This window comes from Nocardia sp. NPDC047648, from assembly GCF_040642815.1.
GTDB lineage: Bacteria > Actinomycetota > Actinomycetes > Mycobacteriales > Mycobacteriaceae > Nocardia > Nocardia gamkensis.
Genome location: NZ_JBEYSX010000005.1, coordinates 204,134 through 223,924, shown reverse-complemented (window position 1 = coordinate 223,924; position 19,791 = coordinate 204,134). Strand labels below are relative to the sequence as shown.

Here is a 19,791-nt window from a genome sequence, read left to right as displayed (position 1 = left end):
AGGTACCAACTTGTTGAATCGGAGCCCTTAGATCCACAGTCCCTAACCGCCGAAAAACAACGGATATGACGTAGCCGCAGCTGGCTGCCGGTGATATCCGGTTCGGCGGGCGGTGATGACCGGTTGCTGGTTGGCTTGGCTCCCAACGCTATTGGTTGGTGTGGGAAGTCGGTTCGTGGCGACGCGGGTGTTCGCGGATGAGGAATTGGCGCGTCTGCGGGAGTTCCCGGAAATCGGGCGTGAGAAGTTGTTCCGGTTCTTCATGCTCTCGTCGGCGGATCTGCGTTCGTCGATCCCGGGCGCGGGCGCGGTCCGGCCGATCGGCTCGGTATCGCGATCGGGTTGTGCACGCTGCCGTGGCTGGGGTTCGTGCCTGATCGCGTGGTGACCGCCCCGCCGGTCGCGGTAGCCAGGTTGGCCGAGCAGCTGCGGGTCGACGGTACCGAGATCTGTTCCTACGGCCGCTGCGCCCAGACCCGCACCGACAATCTGCGGCTGGTCGCACAGTATCTGGGCTGGCGGGCGGCTGGTGCGCTCGAACTCAAGGAGCTCGACGAGTTCCTGCTCGCGCGGGCGATGGAGCACGATTCCCCGACCTTACTGTTCCGGTTGGGGTGTGAGTATCTGATCTCGGCACGGGTGATCCGCCCTGGCCCGGTGAGCATGGTCGAACGCATCGCCCATGCCCGCGAGCAGGCCCAGCGCGAGACCTACGACCGCCTGGCTCACGAGTTCACCCCGGCACGGTGCGCGGAGCTGGACGCGCTGCTGGCCGTCGATGCCTCGTTGGGGATTTCGCGGTTGCGGTGGCTGTCGACCGGGCCTGTGGAGGCGTCGGCGGCCGCGGTGCGCGCCGAGGTCGATAAGCTGGCGTTCCTGCGCGGTCTGGGCGCGGATCGCCTGGAGCTGTCGGTGCTGCCCGCCGAGCGGCGCGGGTTCCTGGCCACGATGGGCCGCCGGTTGACTCCGCAGGCGCTGGAACGCCGAGACCCACAGCGGCGGTATCCGATCCTGCTCACCGTGTTGGCACAGTCCGGTACCGACGTGCTCGACGAGGTCGTGGCCTTGTTCGATCAGGCGATCTCGGCGAAATTCGGGGCCGCCGAACGCCGGATGCAGCAGGAACTGGCCGAACGCGGCAAGACGGGCGAAGACCGCCAAGCCCTGCTCGACGACCTTCTCGCGATTGTCACCGATCCGACGGTGCCCGATGAGGAGATCGGCGCGCTGATCCGCGGGGAGAAGATCGGCTGGGAAACGCCTGCGCGGCGCGGTCGCCTACGCCAAACCCCGGTTGCCGCGTGATCACGGCCATCTGGCGGATATGCCTGGGTAGGCTCCTGAGCTGGGAATTTTGAGATTCTGGCTGGAGGTGCCGATTGGCCACGCGGGTGTTCCCGGACGAGGAGCTGGAGGCGCTAACGGATTGCTCCGGTTGGCCGGGTCGCTGAAGTTCGGGCACGCGAGCCTGTCGCTGCTAGTCGGCAAGCTCTCCGCGTCGAACCGACAGAACACCCTGGCCGCGGCGCTGAAAGAGTATGGGGCGCTGCATCGTACGATCTACGCCGTCGGTATTTGTCCGATCCGGCGTATCGCCGCACGATCTCGCGTCAGCTCAACAAGGGCGAGTCGTTGCACGCCTTGAAGCGGGGCCTGCTCTACGCGCACGAGGGCACCATCCGCGCCCGTCACCTCGAACAACAAACCGAGCAGGCCTGGTGCCTGACGCTGGTCACCAACACCGTGGTGGCCTGGACCACCGAGTACTACGGCCTGGCCGTGGCATCGACGCGCGCGGCCGGGCGGCGTGTCGATGACGAGGTCCTGGCCCACATCTCGCCGGCGCACAGCGCGAACATCAACTTCTTCGGCTCCATCGACGTCGACGTCGACGTCGACGTCGACATCGAGAGCGAACTCGCCCAGTTCGGCCCCACCGGCTACCGGCCGCCGCGGGTCCGCGACACACTCTTCTGACCTACCCGCCGCACGGCCACGCCTCCGCAGCCGAAGCGAGGCGGACGCGGTGGACTCACATGCACCATGTGCTCATGCAGGTCGAAATCTACGACGAGCACGAGCACGACCGCACGTCCGATGGCCGATCGGCCATCGGTGATCGGTGATCGGTGATCGGTGAATGACCCTTTGCGGTGTCCGGCCCCTCGCCCTGCCCTGATGTGGGCGCGGAGCCCATTTGTGCGCGGTGGTTCGTGGTGGGATTGGACCTCCATCACTCGGCCGGCCGCAGCAACTGTGCGGCCATGCCGCGGTAGATGAACTCGGCGTACTGTTCCACGCTCCAACCGCGGGCAAGGACGAGCAGCTCGTAGATCTCGGGCGCGGTGTAGGTGAACAGCACGTCGCGAGTATGTTCGACGGAGATCGTCGACGGCAGGTGGCTGATGAGGCGTCGTGCGTTGTGCGTCATCCGGGCGAGGCGTTGGGCGTCGATGTCGTCGAGCAGTGTCGCCATATCCGGGTCGGTCGCGGCGGCATCGCGAACGAGCCGGATGATCGGCGTCACCGCGGGCGCAACCTCGGTCGCCAGCGTTGCCCAATTCCGAAGCACGGCAGCGGGATCGGTCTCGGAGGCGGACATGTGGTCCGAACGCTGCGGAGCCGGCACCGGCCCGGTCCCGCCCAGCGCCGCGGCCTGGATCTCGCGGATCAGGCCGGCTTTGCCGCCGAACGTCTTGTAGATCGTCTCGACCGACACGTCCGCCGCGGTGGCAATCGCCGCCACGGTCGTGGCGGCGTAACCGTCCCGCAGGAATATCTCCCGCGCGACGCCGAGCACCTTCTGCCGGCGGTGTCGCGCCTGGCTGCGGCGACGGCTGGCGTCGTAGCGTCGCGGACTCTTGACTGGGTCGGTCATCGGGGCGGATACTCCTCATATTGGATACATCACACTGTATCTAAATATTGACGGAGCACGAAATGACGACACCCGAACCCGACCCGACCCCGGCGGCCATGCTCCGCCGACTCGAAAACGCGGTCAACACACACAATCTCGACGCAGTCGTGGACTGCTTCGTGCCGGACTACCTCAACGAGACGCCGGCGCATCCGGCGCGCGGGTTCACCGGCAGCGAGCAGGTGCGACGCAACTGGGCACAGATCTTCGGCGGCGTTCCCGACCTGCAGGCCCGGGTGCTGCGCTCGGCGGTCGACGACACCACGGTGTGGGGTGAGTGGGAGATGGCCGGCACCCGCCGCGACGGACACCCGCACCTGATCCGCGGAGTGATCGTGTTCGGTGTCCGCGACGGTCGCGCGCAGTGGAGCCGCTTCTACCTCGAACCGGTCGACGACTCGCCCGTCGGAGTCGAACCCGCCGTCCACGCCCAGGTCGGTCCCCGATGATCATCCTCGTCGCCGGCGGCACCGGCCGCCTCGGCTCGCGGATCGTGCACCGGCTCGTCGGGCGTGGACACCAGGTCCGCGTCCTGACCCGGACTCCCGCGAGCGCTGCCGCGGCCAGCCTGGCCGCCGACCATGTCCAGACCGTGTCCGGTGATGTCCGTGATGCCGCATCAATGTGGCCCGCGGTGGTCGGTGTGGACGTCGTCATTTCGGCGGTGCACGGCCTGGCGGGTCCGGGCCGCGTGAACCCGGCGTCGGTGGACCGCGACGGCACCGTCAACCTCGTCGACGCCGCACACGCCGCCGGCGCCGAGGTTGTGCTCGTCTCCGCCGTCGGCACGAGAGCCGACCATCCGATCGGCCTGTTCCGAATGAAGGCGGTCGCCGAGCAATACCTGCAAGCCAGCGGCGTCCCGTGGACGATCGTCCGGTCTACCGCCTTCGCCGAGCTGTACCTCGACCTTCTCGCGCAGTCCGCCGGCCGCACCGGACGGCCGGTCATCTTCGGTCGCGGTGACAACCCGATCAACTTCGTCGCCACCGACGACGTCGCCGCGCTGGTCGAACTGGCCGCGCTGGACGCTGGCACCCGCGGCCAACTGCTCGAGATCGGCGGGCCTCGAAACCTCACCTTCGGCGAACTCACGGACATCCTCCGAACCCGGCTCGGGACACAAGATCTCCGCGCCCGCCATGTTCCCTGGCTCATCTTGCGGGGGCTCGCTGCGACCGGCCACCTCTGGCCGACTGCACCTGCCCGCCTAGCCGAACTCGCCCTCTACATGGACACGACCGACATGACATTCGACCCGTCGCCGCTGCGCGACCGATACCCGCAACTCCCGGTCACGAACGTTGCAGAAGCACTCAACCCACGGCCTCGATGACTGAGACCGATAACCGAACCCCCACCGCACACCCCCGCAGCGACCGAGCACTGGCGCGTTTCCGCAGCTCACGCCTGACCTGCGGATTCCCGTAAGACCCGCCCGCGAAAATGCCCGGTCAAGGGGGGCTAAACGCTTCGCACGCTCTACCGTCTACCGTGCCATCCGCCGCGCCGGAACCGGTCCGGCGAACACCCGCCGTGCCTACAGCATCGCCATCGTCAAGACCGTCGACGCGATCGACGGACGAGGTCATCACGGGTTGATCGGCGCCAGCCGTGCCCTGGATTCAGTCACCGACGCCGAAGTCGGCGCGGCGCTGGAAACCCTATGGGGCAACGCGGCGGTGAACACCTGGAACGCGCGCCGCGCCGCCGTCGGTAAATGGCTCTCGTGGTGCGCCGAACAGGGCTGGACCGCGCCGGAGGTTCCTGCCTCGGCCGCGCGCTCGACCCCTCCGGACTCCGACACCCCGTCCGTTCGCGCACCGCGATCGACCGGCTTATCGCCCGTCGGGAGATCCACGCGCGGGAGAAGACGCTGTGGCGGATGCTGTATGAAACCTGCACCCGCGCAGAAGAACTGCTCCAGCTCAACATCGAAGACCTCGACCTCGCGAGCCGCAACGCGCCGGTGAAATCCAAGGGCGCCAAACCCCGCACCCGCCGCCGCGGCGCCGCCCACCACGAACACGTCCTCGAAAACGTGTACTGGAACACGGGCACCGCCCGCCTGCTGCCCCGACTGATCAGCGACCGCACCCGCGGCCCCGTGTTCGTGACCCACCGCCGACCGGGGCCCGGCAAGTACTTCGCCGACCGCGACATCTGCCCCAACACAGGCCTTGCCCGGCTGTTCTACGACCAAGCCCGCGACCTGCTCGACGCCGCAACCTCCGTCGACGGGCCCGGAACCGGCTGGGTCCTCCACGAACTGCGTCACTCCGGCCTGACCCACCTCGGAGAGTCCGGGGCCAGCCTGCTGGAACTGATGGCCAAGTCCCACCACCGCAAGGCCGAGAACCTGCGCCGCTACTTCAAACCGTCGCCACAGGCGATGCGCGACCTCACCGCGCTACTCGGCCCGGACACCCACCGCCGCTGACCAGCAGCAACGCCATATCCGTTGGTTTTTCGGCGGTTACTACCGGAACCCCAACTCGAAGAGCGACCGACGAACGGGCCCTATGCGGCCGTTCCGCGCGCGGAGTGACCGCGCGGCTTCCCGCGCGAACGACTTTGCGTCGCACTGCCGTTGCGACGGCCACTGCCCCTGCGCGGTCCGCCACTGCTACGGTCCGGTCCGCTGTTGCTGCGGCGATCGTCTTCCCGTGCCGCCCGCTCGCTGTAGGAGGGCGCGACGAATGGGGCGACCGTGCCGACGAGCTCGGCCACCACGGGCGAATCGGCGGTGACTCGTTGCGGGGTCACAGTGATCTTGGCCTTGCGCATGAGGTCGGCCAGGTCGCGTCGTTCGCCGGGCAGCACGAGGGTGATCACTTCACCGGAGTTGCCGGCCCGCGCCGTACGGCCCGAACGGTGCAGGTACGCCTTGTGTTCGGCGGGCGGATCAACATGCACGACCAGTTCGACACCGTCGACGTGCACGCCGCGCGCGGCGACATCGGTCGCCACCAGCACCCGGGCATCACCGGCGGCGAAGACCGCGAGGTTGCGGTCGCGGGCGCCCTGCGAGAGGTTGCCGTGCAGATCGACGGCCGGGATTCCGGCGAGGGTCAGCTGCTTGGCCAGTTTGCGAGCCTGATGTTTGGTGCGCATGAACAGGATTCGCCGACCCGAGCCCGAGGCGAGCCGGTGTACGACCTCGCGCTTGGCTTCGACGCTCGCGGTTTCGAAAACGTGATGGGTCATCGCGGCGACCGGGGAGTTCGCCTCATCGACGGAATGCAGCACGGCATCCGGCAGGAAGCGGCTGACCAGCTTGTTGACGCCGTTATCCAGGGTGGCCGAGAACAGCAGGCGCTGACCGTCATTCGGGGTGGCCGCGAGAATGCGGGTCACGCCCGGCAGGAACCCGAGGTCGGCCATGTGGTCGGCCTCGTCGATCACGGTGACCTCGACGGCATCCAGGGAGATCAGACGTTGATTCATCAGATCCTCGAGCCGGCCGGGGCAGGCGACGACAATGTCGACACCAGCGCGCAGCGCCCGGACCTGCCGGTTCTGCGGGACCCCACCGAAAATCGTGGTGACCGTCATGCGGTAGGCCGCGGCGAGGGGTTCCAGCGCGGCCGTGATCTGGCTGGCCAATTCCCGAGTCGGCGCCAGCACCAGGCCGGTCGGGCGGCTCGGTGCGCGCCTACCGGCGAGACCGCCGCCGAGACGGTCGATCATCGGGATGGCGAAGGCGAGCGTCTTGCCGCTGCCGGTCCGGCCACGGCCCAGCACATCGCGTCCGGCCAGCGAATCGGGCAGGGTGTCGGTCTGGATCGGAAAAGGTTCGGTGATCCCGGCGCGAGTCAACGCCTTCACCAGCGGTGCGCTCACACCGAGCGCGGCGAAAGAGATGTCAGCAGAACTCATAGATGTTGCGGTGCCTTTCGGACATCGGGTGGTGCCCGAGCCGTCCGTGGACCCTTCCGGGTCCGCGCCGGGGGCACGAAATGGCGAGATTGCCGATGGGCAAAATCGATCGCCGTAAGAAGAGCGGATGCGGCAAGCGCTGGTTGCGAAGCGAATGCGATCTACGACGCTTGGCGTGACATGTCACGCACTCGATCGACAATAGCCTGTGCTGGGCGGTTCGTACTCATCGGGTGAGGTTTCTCGCAGGTCCTGAGTCGTATTCCGATCTTCAACACCATCGAGCGGTGATACAGAAGCGCGCGGAACCGGTCACTCCGAACCCATCCAGCCCGCGAGCGGAGTGCGGCCGGGATCGAGCCAACCGGCCACTGCCCTCCAATCGGCCGGGGTCAGCCGGCTGCTCGAGTCCCGGACCGGATCCAACGGAGTGGATTCGGGGTACGGGCGGAGCGCGGCTTCCGAACGTGCCGCGGGGGCGGGCTCCGGCGCTGCGGGCGACCGGCAGGTCGATCCCGCCGAAGCGGAGCGGCGGATCGTATCGAGTCTGTTCGGCATCAGGAGCCGACCTCGTGCACGACCAACTCGCAACGCGCTAGCAGGGCCGTCTGCAGGATGGTTCGGGATACTGTCTCCGACAGGTGGCCGTGCGGTGTGATCACCGCCTCCGCGGCTGCCCGCCGACATTCCGTGAGCAGATCCGCGAACGCGGGTGGAAGCCCCTCGCTCCCGCACCGTGGCTCGTGGAACACCGTTCCCAGCTCGTAGCCGAGCGCGCTCGCGGCAGATCGTAATGTGTCTTCCGCTGCGTCGCGTTCGCCGAGCAGATCGTCGCGCAGGTACCCGTAGGCGAGGGGCAGTACTTCGGTCATCGCAGACACCATTTCTCTTCGTGTCGACCGGCTCGGACACGCGTCCGCCTCGGCCGACGGCAACCCTTTCCGCCGACCTCCCTCGAGCGCGGAGGCCGGCCTTCGAACCTCCGAACCCGGCGGTGGACCGCCGACCGGGGTTTCGCCGTTATCACCGCGCGTCCCGCGGTGCGGTTCGCGACCACACCCGGCGAGACCCCTCGATCCCGCCGACCGCAGCCGCTGACCACCGACAAACCGAGGATTGCGGGATAGGTAGAAAGGGCACATCGGTAGCCGGAGCGCCTGCACTAGGTATGGCCGCCCCGTACTCGGACTGCGGTGACCGTTTCACCACCGAACGGCCACCCCACGCCGCCGCAGCCTGTTGCTCGCCGGCCACTGCTGCGGTGTCGATGTCACCGGCCGCTGGACTTGCCATGGCTGGTGAATGCGCCGCGGACGACGCCATGGTCGCGGCTCTCGGACGGTGACGCCCGCGATGATGTCGGCGACCTGACCGAGGAGATCGAGGCCGATAATTGATGATCGACTCCCGCGCGGCTATCCGCTCTCTGGTACTCGGGCATGGCGAACCTGCGCCTGCGTCGACCGACGGGAGGTCTCGACAGGTTCGACGACCCACCAGGCGATCGCTGTCCATATCGAAGCCAGTAGGACCGCGCCGATGATGTCGGTGGGGTAGTGCGCACCGGCGTAGATTCGCTGCACGCCCACCAGCACGGGGATCGAAAGGATGGCGGCGGACAGAAGCCGATGCCGTCGTCGGCGGGTGGTAGCCCACAGGAGCGCGGCGGTGGCCGAGTAAAGCGTCAGCGAGGCGGCGACGTGTCCGGAAGGGAAGCTGGCGGTGGGTGGCAGGTCGGGATTGAGATGCGGAACCCGGGGGCGGTCGCGGTCGACGATCGCGGCGGTGGTGAGAAACAGCGTGATCTCACCCAGCAGCGCGCTGCCGAGGAACAACACCGGGCGCCAGCTGCGCAGAACGCCCACCGCGAGCGCGGCGACGATCGGGGCGACCGTGATGACCGCGGTGGTATTGCCGAGTTCGCCGAACGCGCCGAGCACGGAGGTGAGCGTCGGGTCACGGTGCTCGGCAAACGTTGCCACGACGCTGTGATCCCAGCGCAGGACGGGGTTTTCGGCTTGCGGGGCGCGCACCAGCATGCCGATCCCGACGAGCCCTCCGACGAGCAGCACCCACGCGACCGCGAGTTCGCCGATTCCTCGCCATGGGTGGGGGAGGGTAGGCGCATGCCGAAGCGGGACCGGCCGCAAGTCGTCTTCGTCGGCCGGTGGCACATCACCGGGCAGCGGGCCCGCGTCGCCGACTCGGGCGTCGCCCCGCCATCGGTGGAACGCGACGGTCACCAGCACGAGCCACAGCGACCCGAGCAGCCAGCCCGCGAGCACGTCGGTGAGGTAATGCGCGCCCAGCGCTATCCGGCTGAGGCCGACGGCCGCCACGATCAGGACCGCGAACACGGCCACCGCGCGGCGCGGGCCCGCTGGCAGGATCGGTGCGAAAACCAGCAGGACACCGCCGTAGCACACCAGTGAACCCATCGCGTGTCCGCTGGGGAAGCTCCACCCGTCGGCGCTGTAGAGGGGAGTCTCCACCACCGGACGTAGCCGGGCGACAAGCTCTTTGACGATCGGGTTGAGGATCAACCCACCGGTGCCTGTGATCACCACGTAGACAGCAAGGCGCGGTAGACGACGAATGAGCAGCCAGAGCCCGCAGACGGCGAGCACCAGGACCAGCGTGCCGGTCCCGCCGAGATCGGTGATGCCGGTGAGGATGTTCCGCAGAATCCTGTGCTCCGCCACCACGGAGACCAGGCTGTCGGTGACCGCCTGATCCGCTGTCTGCATCGGTTCCCATCGCGCCCGGACCAGCGCTGTGAGCACACCGAACCCGATACCGACTGCCACAGCGCCCACCATCGCAGCGGCGCTGCGGACAGCGAATCGTTCGGCGGCCGCGGCCTCACTCCGAGGGGCCGGGCCGCCAGGGCGGTCGGCACCCGCTCCGGCATCCCCGTCGTGGCGGTCGGCAGACAACACAACACCTCCTGCGATCGTGCGACCCCGCCGGGCAGCGAAGACCCCGCGAAGGTCACCGAAAAACGTCCGGGTCCGGATCGTTCGTTGTCCACGGTTTCCCGAAACGAGCGGCCGCAATCAATCCGGACCTCGACTGACTTCCTCGGGCGCCGGTGATGCGAAGACGGTGATGCCCGGTGGCACCGTCCTGGGAAACAGGACGCTGGTACCGGAAATCGGGACTCGATCGGAGAATGTCGCTCGGGTGCGCGCACCGCCGCCACATCCGAACGAGAACCGAGGACTTCTATGATCACGCTGAACGACTTCGACCCCCGAACGCCATTCCTGGGACAACTCGCCGAAGAAGGGAAGCGGCCGGTGCTGATTGTCAATACCTTTGTCGCGCCCCCGGACGGCGTCGATGCGGTGATCGAGGTATGGCGAAGGGATTCGGAAGTGATGAAGATGCACTCCGGTCTTGTCTCCGCGCAACTGTACCGGGGCACCGGTGGCAGCCGGGTGCTGACGAACGTCGCGGTATGGGAGTCCGCTGAACGCCTCGAGCATGCTTTCGCCAGCCCGGAATTCCAACAACTTCTCCCGCTGTATCCGGAGGGGTCCGCGGCGTATCCGCACCTCGTTCGACCGGTTGCCGTGCCGGGGATCTGTGCGGGTGCTCCTTGGGGGTATTCGTTCGATGCCACGACCGGTCATGCCGCGGGCGGCGTATCGACGATCGACTTCTTCGAACTCTGCCCGGAGTTGACTTTCGAGTCGCAGCTTGCGGCAACCGACGGCCCGTTCACGCTGCTCGATATCGTCATCGCCCCGGAAGGTGGTGTGGACACTGCCATAGCTGCCTGGGGCGAGACCACTCAGTTCATGCGACAGCGCTCCGGACTCCTCCGCGCGGACCTCTACCGTGGGTCCGCCGGAAGCAACGTCTTGATCAACCTCGCCGTGTGGGAGTCCGCTACAGCGCTGCTCGAGGCGGTGGAGGATCCCGGGTTCACCGCGGTGACGGGTGGCTACCCGCCGGGGTGCAGGTGCACGCGCCAAGCGATAGCTCCTGTCGCAGTCGCCGGAATCTGCGTGGCCTGACATTCGTCAGCGGCGCCAACTGGGCACATCAGACGATGCCACGTGCCCAGTTGCCGCCGGTCGGTGCGCGTGAGGTGAAGCGTGAAGTCAGCGCTTGCGGCCCATTACCGCGTTGTAATCCTGCGCGTCGACGATCTCGCGCCCGTCCGCGCTGAATTCGAGGAGTACGCGCCACAGCATGCGGACCTGGTGATCGGCCCACAACGCTCTGGTCGGTGTGATGCGATAGAAGACCTGTTGGCCTTGGTCGGGCAACTTGACGTTGTTGTACATCGATGAGTCGGCGAGCCAGGGGAACTGGGCGAGACTCAATTGCACGGCGTGCTGGATCTCGTCGGCATCGGTGACCAGTGTGGCGCGGCCCTGCATTTGCAACGAGCGGGTCAGGCGGCGCCCGGCGTAACCGTCATCCGGCAGATCGCTCACGACGTAGCCGACCTTCGAATCGGCCTGCAAATGGGCGTGCTTGCGGTTGTACTGGAAGGTGTGAATGTAGGCGATGAGCCCGTCGCCGGCGATATGCATGGCCGCGGCCGAGGGGAAACCGTCGGCATCGATCGTGGCCAGTGTGGTGAGCTCCTCGGTCCGCAGCAGCTCGGCGATCGTGTCCCGGATCTGCTCGAGGTTGGGTTCGGTCTTCATGCGACGCGAACCTCCGTCGCGGCGGGACCGGCGATGCGGGTCCTCGGGTCGGAGTCGTGCAGCGCGATCATTCAGGTCTCCTCTTCGATGGGGTGATCGAAATTCTGCCCATCGTAGGAACGCATTCCTGGATATCGGTATGCACGTCCTGGTATTCAGGAGTCGCGAAGTTCGAGTTGGCGTGAGATCGCCGCGGCCGCCTCTTTAACCGCGGACTCGACATCGCGAAGCTGGGTGCGGGGCACGCGGGCGGCGAGGGCCGCGACACTGACCGCGGCGCAGACCGAACCCGCGGCATTCCGTACTGGTGCGGCCACGCCGAGGATGTGGGGGTCGAGCTCGCCCTGCGATACCGCGATTCCGGCTTTGCGGATGCGAGACAGCCGCGTGCGCAGCGCTGCGGGATCGGTGAGAGTTTTGGGGGTAAAACGTTCGAGCGGGGCTTGTTCCAGTACCGAGGTGACCTCGTCGGGGTCGGCCCAGGCAAGCAGGACTTCGGCCGCCGCGCCCGCGTTGATCGGCAGAACCTGGCCGCGCTCGTAGGAGAGTCGAACCGCGTGCTGGGCTTCGACGAGATCGAGGCAGACCACCGAGCGACCGGAGCGGCGGGTCAGTAGCACCGTTTCGTCGACTTGCGCGGCCAGTGCCCGCATCACCGGCAGTGCGGCCTCGGACAGTCCGAGGCCGGCGCGGGCGAGGCGAGCGAGCTGAAAGATCCTGGGCCCGAGACGAAATCCGCCGGGGGTTTCCTCGATGAACCCATTGCTGGACAGACTCTGCAGGTACCGATAGCCGGTCGAGCGGGCGACGCCGAGCCCGGCGGCGACTTCGGCGCCGGTCCATACCGGCTTATCGGCGGAGAACAGCAGCAGGATGTCGAGTGCGCGATCGGCCGTGGAGTTGCGTTCCCGGTAGGTGCTCGATGTGGCGTTTCGTTCGGTCATATACCCACGCTAGTCACCGACCGATGTCCTGTAAAGCAGGATGCATGTGCCGTTATATAGGATGCCAAACCTACGGTGGGTTGTGTAGCAGCGGCGATGGATCTCCCATACGCTCGGCATGGTCGAAGGAGGCACATGGAAGACCCTAGGTACGCGGTGGTCCAAGCCAGTCACGCGTTGGCCGCCGCGGGGCTCGGCGACATGGTCTGGGGTCACGCCTCGGTGCGTGACCCCGACGGGGCCGGGGTATGGATGAAGGCATCCGGGTGGGGGTTCGAGGAAATCGATCTCGACACGGTCGTCTTGGTCTCGCCGACCGGTGAGGTACTGGCGGGGTCGAGGCGGCGGCATCTGGAGTTCCCGATCCACACCGAGATCATGGCTGCCCGCCCCGATGTCGGTGCGGTCGTGCACACGCACGCACCCGCCCTAGCGGCCTTCGCTTCCCTAGGGTGTGAGCTGTTGCCGATTTCGCACGACGCGGTGCCCTTCGCGTATCCGCAGTTGCCGCGATTCGAGGAAACCGGAGCGCTGATCGCGACAACGGAGTTGGGGCGCGCACTTGCCCGAGCGCTGTCCGGTGCCAATGCGATCCTGATACCCAACCACGGCGCGGTGACGGTGGGATCCGATATCGGCTCCGCCGTCATGTACGCCGTGCTTCTCGAGCGCGCCTGTCGGACACAGCTTCTCGCCGCCGCCGCGGGTGGACCGGCGGTGTGGTCGGGCCGGGTGGAGACGGAATTCAAGCGCGAGCAGGTCTGGAACCCTGCCCAGCTCGATGCTGGATGGCGATACCTGATCAGGCGGAGCGGGATGGGGCGGCCGGAATCAGGGCTGTGAGCCGAGCGCTTCGGCGAGTGCGCGCAGGTCCGGCAGTGCCGCCGCGATACGGGCCCGGGACTGCTCGCTCAGCGTCGCCAGCGCATCGGAAACCCCGGCGTCGAGACGGTCGGCGAGTTCGGCGCTGGCGGCTCGCATCTTGGCGGTGGGATGGAGTTGGATCACCCGGCCGTCCGCGGGGTCGGCGCGGCGTTCGAGGAATCCGTCCTTCGTCAGGTTCGAGACGAGCGTGCTGACATTGTTGGCCTGCATGCGAAGCGCTTCGGCGATTTCTCGGACGGTGATGCCGGGGCGGCCGTCGACCAGTTTGAGGACTTCTACCTGGGCGAGCGGTCGTGGATTTTCGCCGCGGGGCGTTCCCTGACTCTGCCGAAGGGCCCGATGCAGCGTCCAGCTCGTTCGGGTGATTTCGGCGGGCAGGTCGCCGTGGTCGGTGGGAGGCACGCCCTAGTTTACCTCTAGTGGTAGATCATCCCTCTTGTCGTTGTGTCCTGCATTACAGGATGGTGCTTTTGTCATGCAGGACACACTCGTAGCGTGGCGTTCATGCCGATCGATTCCATTGCCGCTGTCGCCCGTGCAGCCGCGGACAATCTCTCCTGGGAGACCGTCCTCGTCGAGGACCCCGGTCCCGGTGAGGTGCTGGTCCGCCTGGTCGCCACCGGGATCTGCCACACCGATCTGTCGGTCCTGGCGGGCCGGTTGCCGACGCCCCTGCCCGCCGTTCTCGGACACGAGGGCGCCGGGGTGGTCGAAGCGGTGGGAGTCGGTGTCACCACAGCGGCGGTCGGTAACCGTGTGGTGTTGTCGTTCGCGTCCTGCGGTGCGTGCGCTCGCTGCCGGACCGGCCGCCCCACGCAGTGCCCCACCTACTTTCCGCTCAATTTCATGACCCGCAGGCCCGATGGGACGACTCCGCTGCGGAACCGGTCGGGACAGCCGATCGGCGGATTGTTCTTCGGTCAGTCATCGTTGGCGCAGTACGCGGTGGCGTCGCAGCACAGTGTCGTGCCGGTAGACGTCGAGGACGACGACGAACTGGCCATGCTGGCCCCGATCGGGTGTGGCATCCAAACCGGTGCCGGCGCGGTGCTCAATCTTCTCCGCCCGCCCCCGGGGTCCCGTGTCGCCGTGCTCGGGGCCGGGGCGGTCGGCTTGTCGGCGGTGATGGCCGCACGGCTGTGCGGTGCGAGTGAGATCGTGGCCGTGGACCGGGTCCCGGCCCGGCTCGGCCTGGCTCGCGAGCTCGGCGCCACCGCGATGACAGCGGACGCGGGCGGACTACGCGAGTTCGACTTCATCATCGAGACGACCGGCGTGCCGAGCTTGCTCGAAGGGGCACTCGAACAGATCCGAGCAGGCGGCACCGTCGCCATCATCGGCGCACCCGCCGCGGGAACCAGCATCGCTGTGGACGTCAACGCCATGATCGACGGCCGGACCCTGCTCGGTGTCACCGAAGGCGGCAGCGACCGGGTCACCTTCATCCCCGCACTGATCGAGCTGTACCGCGGTGGACGGCTGCCGCTGGACCGCCTCGTGCGCTTCTATCCACCGGCGGAACTGCAACGCGCTGTAGACGACGCGCGCTCCGGTATCACTGTCAAACCCGTCATCCGATTCGAGGCCCCATGACACTTCCACACGCCCGCAACCTCATCGACGGCCGATGGCGCGACGGCCACGCCGTCGGCACCAGCCTCGACCCGGCCACCGGCCGGCCGTTGGGCACCTTCGCCGACGCGGGCGCGGTCACCGCACGGGCCGCGATCGACGCGGCGCGCCGGGTGTTCGACACCACGACGTGGTCGCAGGACCGGCACGCTCGGGCAACGGCGCTGTTCGGGCTCGCCGATGCGATGACCGTTCGCCGCGACGAACTCGTCGAGCTGTTGTCTCGGGAAAATGGGAAGAAGCTTGCTGATGCCGCCATGGAGGTCGACGGCACCATCCCCAAGCTCCGATACAACGCCGCCCTCGCCCTGACCGACAGCGGCCGGGCCGCGCAGCTGGCGCCGGGGATGTATTCGATGGCGTTGCCCCAGCCCATCGGTGTAGCCGCAGTGATCGTGCCCTGGAACTCGCCGATCATCCTGGCGGTGCGCTCGTTCGCGCCCGCGTTGGCCGCGGGGTGCACCGTGGCGATGAAGATGCCCGCGCAGACCGCGCTGACCAACGGGCTGCTCTACGAACTGATCGCCGAGGCGATACCCGCCGGTGTCGTCAACGCGTTCACCGAGTCGGGCAACACCGGTGCGCCAGTGCTGGTTTCGGACCCGAACACCGATGTGATCAGCTACACCGGCTCCACCGCGGTTGGGCGCGCCATCATGGCGGCCGCGGCGCCCGGCCTCAAACCGGTCTCACTCGAGCTCGGTGGCAAGTCGCCCATGATCGTGTTCGACGACGCCGACCTCGACGTGGTCGTGCCGACCCTCACCGCCGCGATCATCACCTTCGGTGGTCAGTTCTGTATGGCAGGCAGCCGAATTCTGGTGCAGCGGGGTATTGCCGACGAACTGCGTGCGTTGATGGTCGAGGCGCTGTCACGGGTCGAGGTCGGTCCCGGTACCGATCCGGAGACCGACATGGGCCCGCTGATCGACCGGGCCGCGGCCGAGCGCGTAGACCGGCTCGTCGACGACGCGGCCGGATACGCGAAGGTACTGGTCCGTGGCGGGCTGGTGGAGCCTACCGGCACGGGCGCCTTCCTCCGTCCCGCGCTGATCGAAGTGACCGACGTGACGACACCGGTCGTGCAGGACGAGATCTTCGGTCCCGTAGCGACCTTCGAGGTCTTCGATACCGAGCTCGACGCGGTCGAGCGCGCCAACGCCACCCAATACGGGCTGGCCGCCTCGATCTGGACTCGGGACGTCGATCGCCCGATGCGGGTCGGACGCCGGATCGACGCGGGCACCGTGTGGACGAATACCTGGGGCGTCATCCACGACCAGATGGAGGAAGGCGGCTTCAAGCACAGCGGTGTGGGCAGGCTGAACGGCCACCGAGCGATCGAGGAGTTCCAAGAGATCAAACACATTGTCCACCAAGGCAACTGAGAACCATTCAAGCGAGGATCGATGCTCAATCCAGATCACGACGTGGTGATCGTAGGCGCGGGACCGGTCGGGCTGGCCACCGCGCGCATGCTCGCGCTCCGCGGCCATGATGTCGTCATCGTGGAACGCTGGCCGCAACCGTATCCGCTGCCACGCGCGGTGCATTTCGATGACGAGATCGGCCGGGTATTCGGATCGATGGACCTGACCCAGCAGGTCCAGGCCATCTCGGATCCAGTCCCCGACCATTACGAATGGCGTAACGCAGACGGCGAGGCGTTGCTGCGCATCGACTGGTCGGGGATCGGGCCCAACGGCTGGCCCACGGCCAACTTCTTCTCTCAGCCGCAACTCGAACAGGTACTGGCCGACGCTGTCGAGGCGATGCCCAACGTGACGCTGATCCGCGGCGCCGAGGTCGTAGCCGTCGACGAGCATCCCGGGCAGGTCGTCGTCGGCGTGGCCGATACCGTCATCGACTCCGGCCATGCCGCGCCCTCGTCGACCGGCGCCCGAACAATGAGTGCCCGCTATGTCGTCGGCTGCGACGGAGCCAACAGCCTGGTGCGCAAGCGTATGGGCGCGACGATGCACGATCAGGGCTTCTTCTTCGATTGGCTGATCGTCGACACGATCCCGACCGACGACATCGTCTGGTCGCCGCAGAACTGGCAGCTGTGCGATCCGGCACGCCCGACCACGATAGTTTCCGGTGGACCGGGTCGGCGCCGCTGGGAATTCATGCGGCTGCCCGGCGAGGATCCCACCGAACTCGGCACCGGGGATCGGGCATGGGAACTGTTGTCGTCGTGGGGCAGGACTCCGGCCAACACTCGGATGGAACGGCACGCGGTCTATACCTTCGCCGCCCGCTGGGCCGATCGCTGGCGCGACGGACGAATGATGATCGCCGGCGATGCAGCCCACCAGATGCCACCGTTCGCCGGCCAAGGCATGTGCTCAGGGCTGCGCGACGCAGCCAACCTGGCCTGGAAATTGGACCGAGTCCTGCGCCGGGTATCGCCGCCGGATCTGCTCGACACCTACACCAGTGAACGAAGCGTGCACCTGCAGCACGCGATCGCGATGTCGGTGGAGCTGGGAAAAGTGATCTGCGTGCTCGATCCGGCACAGGCGGCACAGCGCGACGCCCGCATGATCGCCGGAAACGCCGATCCCGCGGTGGTCCTGCCCGTCGGGGCACGTCCGGTACTCGGGCCGGGAGCGGTACGAGTGAATGGGGAACTCTCGGGGACAATGACCCCACAGTTCCCTGTCGATGTCGCCGGCACCGCGGTCCTGCTGGATGCTGCCACCGGTTACGGCGCGTTGTTGCTCCTCGCCGCGGGACGACCAGCCGCCGACCTACTCGACGAGTCGCTGCGCGCGTCGCTGGCCACGGCAGAGGTGACCGTACTTTCGCTGGCAACCGGCGGCAACCCCGACCTGCGCGATCACGACGGAGCCTGGACCGCATGGCTGGCTGCCAATTCCTTTGCCGCCGTTCTGATCAGGCCTGACCACTACATCTTCGGCACCGCCGAGGTCATCGATGGGGCCGCGGCCCTGGCGGCCGAGTACATCGCCTGCCTGACAACCAGCGTCTCCTGACGCACAAACATCACACAGAGGAGAACAACTGTCATGCGTATCGCGAACTTGCGGGGCCGCGGAGCCCTGGTGTACGGCGAGCGGGGCCAGGAGCGCGCCGTGGAGATCGCCGCGGCGTCGGGTGGCCGGTTCAGTGGCGACTTCGCTGAGCTGTATGCCAACTGGGACAGTGTGCGGGAGTGGGCCGCTGCGCTGACATCCGAAGAGATCGACGGGCATTCGGTCGCGTTGGACCGCTCCGAGCTGGGCGCGCCGTCGCCGGCTCCGCGGCAGGTCTTCGCGGTCGGACTGAACTACCGGGCGCACGCGGCGGAATCCGGATTCGAGGTGCCCGAGCATCTGCCGCCGGTCTTCACCAAATACGTTTCCAGCTTCAGCGGCCCCGACACCACGGTGACGCTCCCCGACGAGGGAAATGTGGACTGGGAAGTCGAACTCGTGGTGGTCATCGGACAGACGCTGCGGTGCGTCGAGCCGTCGCGGGTGTGGGCCGCGGTGGCCGGGTTGACCGTCGGTCAGGACATCTCCGAACGGACTTCCCAGTTGCGTGGTCCCGCTCCGCAGTTCGGACTTGCCAAGTCCTTCCCCGGGTTCTCGCCCCAAGGCCCGTGGCTGGTGACACCGGATGAGTTCGCCGATCCCGACGATCTCGAACTCGGGTGCTCCATCGACGGTGAAGAAGTGCAGAAGGGCCGCACCAGGGACCTGATCTTCCCGATCCCTTCCCTGATAGCCGCCTTGTCACAGACGGTCACGTTGTTCCCCGGCGACGTGATCTTCACCGGTACACCGGCCGGAGTAGGTGTCGGCCGCGAGCCGAAACGGTTTTTGCGCTCTGGTGAACGTCTCGATTCCTGGATCGAGGGAATCGGCGCGTTGCGGCAGAACCTCGTCGGGACGCGGTAAGAGTCGACATGGCACTGCACGGACTGGGAAAAGTCACCATCGGGGTCCCGAACCCTGCCGAAACCATCTCCTACTACACCGATTTCGGTCTCGACCATCTCGGCGAGGGACGTTTCGCAACCCGCGACGGCGGTGAGCAGCTTCAGGTGGTGCACGCACCTGTGCGTAGGCTGCTCGACCTCACCGTCGCCGCGGACGACGGCGACGACATCGCCTCGGTTGCCGGCAAGCTCGCTGCGATCGGGGTGGCGAGCGAGAGCAATCCGACGTCGGTGCGTGCCGTCGAACCGGTCACCGGCACGGTGGTGCGCGTGCTGGTGCGACCGCGAATCATCACCGAGCCTGCCGTAGCGCCGACGCCGTACAACGGCCCCGGCCGCATCGACCGGTGGGGCCGGGCACCGTTCCTGTCGCGAGTGGAGCCGGTCCGGCCCCGCAAGCTCGGGCACGCGGTGTTGGGGAGCACGGACCTCGCCACGACCATGCGCTTCTTCGTCGACGGGCTGGGTTTCAAGGTCAGCGACTACATGGGCGACAAAGCCGCGTTCTTGCGTTGCTCGGTCGAGCACCACAATGTGCTGGTGCTGGCCGCGCCGGTCAACTTCATGCATCACACGAGTTGGCAGGTCGACGACATCGACGAGGTCGGCCGGGGCGCGCAGTCGATGCTCGAGGGCCATCCCGAGCGTCACATCTGGGGGCTGGGCCGCCATTTCGCCGGCGCCAATTTCTTCTGGTACCTGAAAGACCCCGCGGGCAACTTCTCGGAGTACTACTCCGATATGGACACCGTGCCCGAGGACGAGCTCTGGAGCCCTGCGGTACTCGAAGGCTTGCAAGGCTTGTACGCCTGGGGTCCACCGCCCCCACCGTCGTTCCTGGAGCCCGACGACCTTGCCGCACTGATGAGCGGCGCGCACTCCACCCGAGGGTGACATCCAGTGGGCCGCGACCGCAGGGAG

General features: G+C 67.2%; 17 protein-coding genes and 2 pseudogenes. 12 read left to right on the top strand and 7 right to left on the bottom strand.

All coding sequences use genetic code 11. The features are described from left to right. Window positions 1-175 precede the first annotated feature (175 nt). Both ABZ803_RS13780 and ABZ803_RS13775 read left to right on the top strand, forming a co-directional pair. A pseudogene (locus ABZ803_RS13780) lies at window positions 176-1,321 on the top strand (DUF4158 domain-containing protein); the annotation flags it as partial. A 105-nt stretch (window positions 1,322-1,426) separates the two neighbouring features. Beyond that, a pseudogene (locus ABZ803_RS13775) lies at window positions 1,427-1,977 on the top strand (Tn3 family transposase); the annotation flags it as partial. A 256-nt stretch (window positions 1,978-2,233) separates the two neighbouring features. Here ABZ803_RS13775 and ABZ803_RS13770 read toward each other — a convergent pair. Next, on the bottom strand, window positions 2,234-2,878 hold the full coding sequence (locus tag ABZ803_RS13770; RefSeq protein WP_357036781.1) for a TetR family transcriptional regulator: 645 nt from the start codon (window positions 2,876-2,878) through the stop codon (window positions 2,234-2,236). 62 nt (window positions 2,879-2,940) lie between these two features. Between ABZ803_RS13770 and ABZ803_RS13765 the strand changes: the two genes are divergently transcribed. The 3 genes from ABZ803_RS13765 (at window position 2,941) to ABZ803_RS13755 (ending at window position 5,360) form a co-directional block, all read left to right on the top strand. Beyond that, on the top strand, window positions 2,941-3,369 hold the full coding sequence (locus ABZ803_RS13765) for a nuclear transport factor 2 family protein (RefSeq protein ID WP_357036778.1): 429 nt from the start codon (window positions 2,941-2,943) through the stop codon (window positions 3,367-3,369). Further along, entirely contained in the window at window positions 3,366-4,256 is an 891-nt protein-coding gene (locus ABZ803_RS13760; RefSeq protein WP_357036775.1) for an SDR family oxidoreductase, read from the top strand. Before ABZ803_RS13765 ends, ABZ803_RS13760 begins: the two co-directional genes overlap by 4 nt. Before the next feature lie 549 nt (window positions 4,257-4,805). After that, window positions 4,806-5,360: a site-specific integrase gene (locus ABZ803_RS13755; RefSeq protein WP_357036772.1), complete on the top strand. Its 555-nt coding sequence runs from the start codon at window positions 4,806-4,808 to the stop codon at window positions 5,358-5,360. An 80-nt stretch (window positions 5,361-5,440) separates the two neighbouring features. Here the strand turns inward: ABZ803_RS13755 and ABZ803_RS13750 are convergent, their stop codons facing one another. The 3 genes from ABZ803_RS13750 to ABZ803_RS13740 form a co-directional block, all read right to left on the bottom strand. Further along, window positions 5,441-6,799: a DEAD/DEAH box helicase gene (locus tag ABZ803_RS13750; RefSeq protein ID WP_357036769.1), complete on the bottom strand. Its 1,359-nt coding sequence runs from the start codon at window positions 6,797-6,799 to the stop codon at window positions 5,441-5,443. A 557-nt stretch (window positions 6,800-7,356) separates the two neighbouring features. After that, the gene (locus ABZ803_RS13745) at window positions 7,357-7,671 is read right to left on the bottom strand and encodes a hypothetical protein (RefSeq protein ID WP_357036766.1); all 315 of its coding nucleotides are present in this window, start codon (window positions 7,669-7,671) and stop codon (window positions 7,357-7,359) included. A gap of 543 nt (window positions 7,672-8,214) precedes the next feature. Then, on the bottom strand, window positions 8,215-9,606 hold the full coding sequence (locus ABZ803_RS13740; protein ID WP_357036762.1) for a phosphatase PAP2 family protein: 1,392 nt from the start codon (window positions 9,604-9,606) through the stop codon (window positions 8,215-8,217). A gap of 420 nt (window positions 9,607-10,026) precedes the next feature. Here ABZ803_RS13740 and ABZ803_RS13735 point away from each other — a divergent pair, with 420 nt between their 5' ends. Continuing rightward, the gene (locus ABZ803_RS13735; protein ID WP_357036759.1) at window positions 10,027-10,821 is read left to right on the top strand and encodes an antibiotic biosynthesis monooxygenase; all 795 of its coding nucleotides are present in this window, start codon (window positions 10,027-10,029) and stop codon (window positions 10,819-10,821) included. An 87-nt stretch (window positions 10,822-10,908) separates the two neighbouring features. Here ABZ803_RS13735 and ABZ803_RS13730 read toward each other — a convergent pair whose 3' ends face one another. Next, window positions 10,909-11,463 carry a pyridoxamine 5'-phosphate oxidase family protein gene (locus ABZ803_RS13730; protein WP_357036756.1) on the bottom strand — a complete coding sequence of 185 codons (555 nt, stop codon included), beginning with the start codon at window positions 11,461-11,463 and terminating at the stop codon, window positions 10,909-10,911. Between the two features lie 155 nt (window positions 11,464-11,618). Then, window positions 11,619-12,407 carry an IclR family transcriptional regulator gene (locus ABZ803_RS13725; protein WP_357036753.1) on the bottom strand — a complete coding sequence of 263 codons (789 nt, stop codon included), beginning with the start codon at window positions 12,405-12,407 and terminating at the stop codon, window positions 11,619-11,621. A 135-nt stretch (window positions 12,408-12,542) separates the two neighbouring features. Here ABZ803_RS13725 and ABZ803_RS13720 point away from each other — a divergent pair, with 135 nt between their 5' ends. Then, entirely contained in the window at window positions 12,543-13,250 is a 708-nt protein-coding gene (locus tag ABZ803_RS13720) for a class II aldolase/adducin family protein (protein WP_357036750.1), read from the top strand. Here the strand turns inward: ABZ803_RS13720 and ABZ803_RS13715 are convergent. Beyond that, the gene (locus ABZ803_RS13715) at window positions 13,239-13,694 is read right to left on the bottom strand and encodes a MarR family transcriptional regulator (protein ID WP_357036747.1); all 456 of its coding nucleotides are present in this window, start codon (window positions 13,692-13,694) and stop codon (window positions 13,239-13,241) included. The genes ABZ803_RS13720 and ABZ803_RS13715 overlap by 12 nt on opposite strands. A gap of 102 nt (window positions 13,695-13,796) precedes the next feature. Between ABZ803_RS13715 and ABZ803_RS13710 the strand changes: the two genes are divergently transcribed. The 5 genes from ABZ803_RS13710 to ABZ803_RS13690 are packed head-to-tail and all read left to right on the top strand — an operon-like array spanning window position 13,797 to window position 19,764. Then, the gene (locus tag ABZ803_RS13710; protein WP_357036744.1) at window positions 13,797-14,885 is read left to right on the top strand and encodes an NAD(P)-dependent alcohol dehydrogenase; all 1,089 of its coding nucleotides are present in this window, start codon (window positions 13,797-13,799) and stop codon (window positions 14,883-14,885) included. After that, a complete protein-coding gene (locus tag ABZ803_RS13705) occupies window positions 14,882-16,312 on the top strand; it encodes an aldehyde dehydrogenase family protein (protein ID WP_357036741.1) in 1,431 nt (476 codons plus the stop codon). The genes ABZ803_RS13710 and ABZ803_RS13705 overlap by 4 nt, the downstream gene beginning before the upstream one ends. A 21-nt stretch (window positions 16,313-16,333) precedes the next feature. Continuing rightward, window positions 16,334-17,923, top strand: coding sequence for a bifunctional 3-(3-hydroxy-phenyl)propionate/3-hydroxycinnamic acid hydroxylase (locus ABZ803_RS13700; protein WP_357036738.1), 1,590 nt, complete (start codon window positions 16,334-16,336; stop codon window positions 17,921-17,923). Between the two features lie 33 nt (window positions 17,924-17,956). Next, on the top strand, window positions 17,957-18,829 hold the full coding sequence (locus ABZ803_RS13695) for a fumarylacetoacetate hydrolase family protein (protein WP_357036735.1): 873 nt from the start codon (window positions 17,957-17,959) through the stop codon (window positions 18,827-18,829). An 8-nt stretch (window positions 18,830-18,837) separates the two neighbouring features. Then, window positions 18,838-19,764 carry a VOC family protein gene (locus tag ABZ803_RS13690; protein WP_357036732.1) on the top strand — a complete coding sequence of 309 codons (927 nt, stop codon included), beginning with the start codon at window positions 18,838-18,840 and terminating at the stop codon, window positions 19,762-19,764. The last annotated feature ends 27 nt before the right edge of the window (window positions 19,765-19,791 follow it).

Coding starts and splice junctions, on each gene's coding strand:
- ABZ803_RS13770 (WP_357036781.1), bottom strand. CDS start 2,878: ATGACCGACCCAGTCAAGAGTCCGCGACGCTACGACGCCAGCCGTCGC.
- ABZ803_RS13765 (WP_357036778.1), top strand. CDS start 2,941: ATGACGACACCCGAACCCGACCCGACCCCGGCGGCCATGCTCCGCCGA.
- ABZ803_RS13760 (WP_357036775.1), top strand. CDS start 3,366: ATGATCATCCTCGTCGCCGGCGGCACCGGCCGCCTCGGCTCGCGGATC.
- ABZ803_RS13755 (WP_357036772.1), top strand. CDS start 4,806: ATGCTGTATGAAACCTGCACCCGCGCAGAAGAACTGCTCCAGCTCAAC.
- ABZ803_RS13750 (WP_357036769.1), bottom strand. CDS start 6,799: ATGAGTTCTGCTGACATCTCTTTCGCCGCGCTCGGTGTGAGCGCACCG.
- ABZ803_RS13745 (WP_357036766.1), bottom strand. CDS start 7,671: ATGACCGAAGTACTGCCCCTCGCCTACGGGTACCTGCGCGACGATCTG.
- ABZ803_RS13735 (WP_357036759.1), top strand. CDS start 10,027: ATGATCACGCTGAACGACTTCGACCCCCGAACGCCATTCCTGGGACAA.
- ABZ803_RS13730 (WP_357036756.1), bottom strand. CDS start 11,463: ATGAAGACCGAACCCAACCTCGAGCAGATCCGGGACACGATCGCCGAG.
- ABZ803_RS13725 (WP_357036753.1), bottom strand. CDS start 12,407: ATGACCGAACGAAACGCCACATCGAGCACCTACCGGGAACGCAACTCC.
- ABZ803_RS13720 (WP_357036750.1), top strand. CDS start 12,543: ATGGAAGACCCTAGGTACGCGGTGGTCCAAGCCAGTCACGCGTTGGCC.
- ABZ803_RS13710 (WP_357036744.1), top strand. CDS start 13,797: ATGCCGATCGATTCCATTGCCGCTGTCGCCCGTGCAGCCGCGGACAAT.
- ABZ803_RS13705 (WP_357036741.1), top strand. CDS start 14,882: ATGACACTTCCACACGCCCGCAACCTCATCGACGGCCGATGGCGCGAC.
- ABZ803_RS13700 (WP_357036738.1), top strand. CDS start 16,334: ATGCTCAATCCAGATCACGACGTGGTGATCGTAGGCGCGGGACCGGTC.
- ABZ803_RS13695 (WP_357036735.1), top strand. CDS start 17,957: ATGCGTATCGCGAACTTGCGGGGCCGCGGAGCCCTGGTGTACGGCGAG.
- ABZ803_RS13690 (WP_357036732.1), top strand. CDS start 18,838: ATGGCACTGCACGGACTGGGAAAAGTCACCATCGGGGTCCCGAACCCT.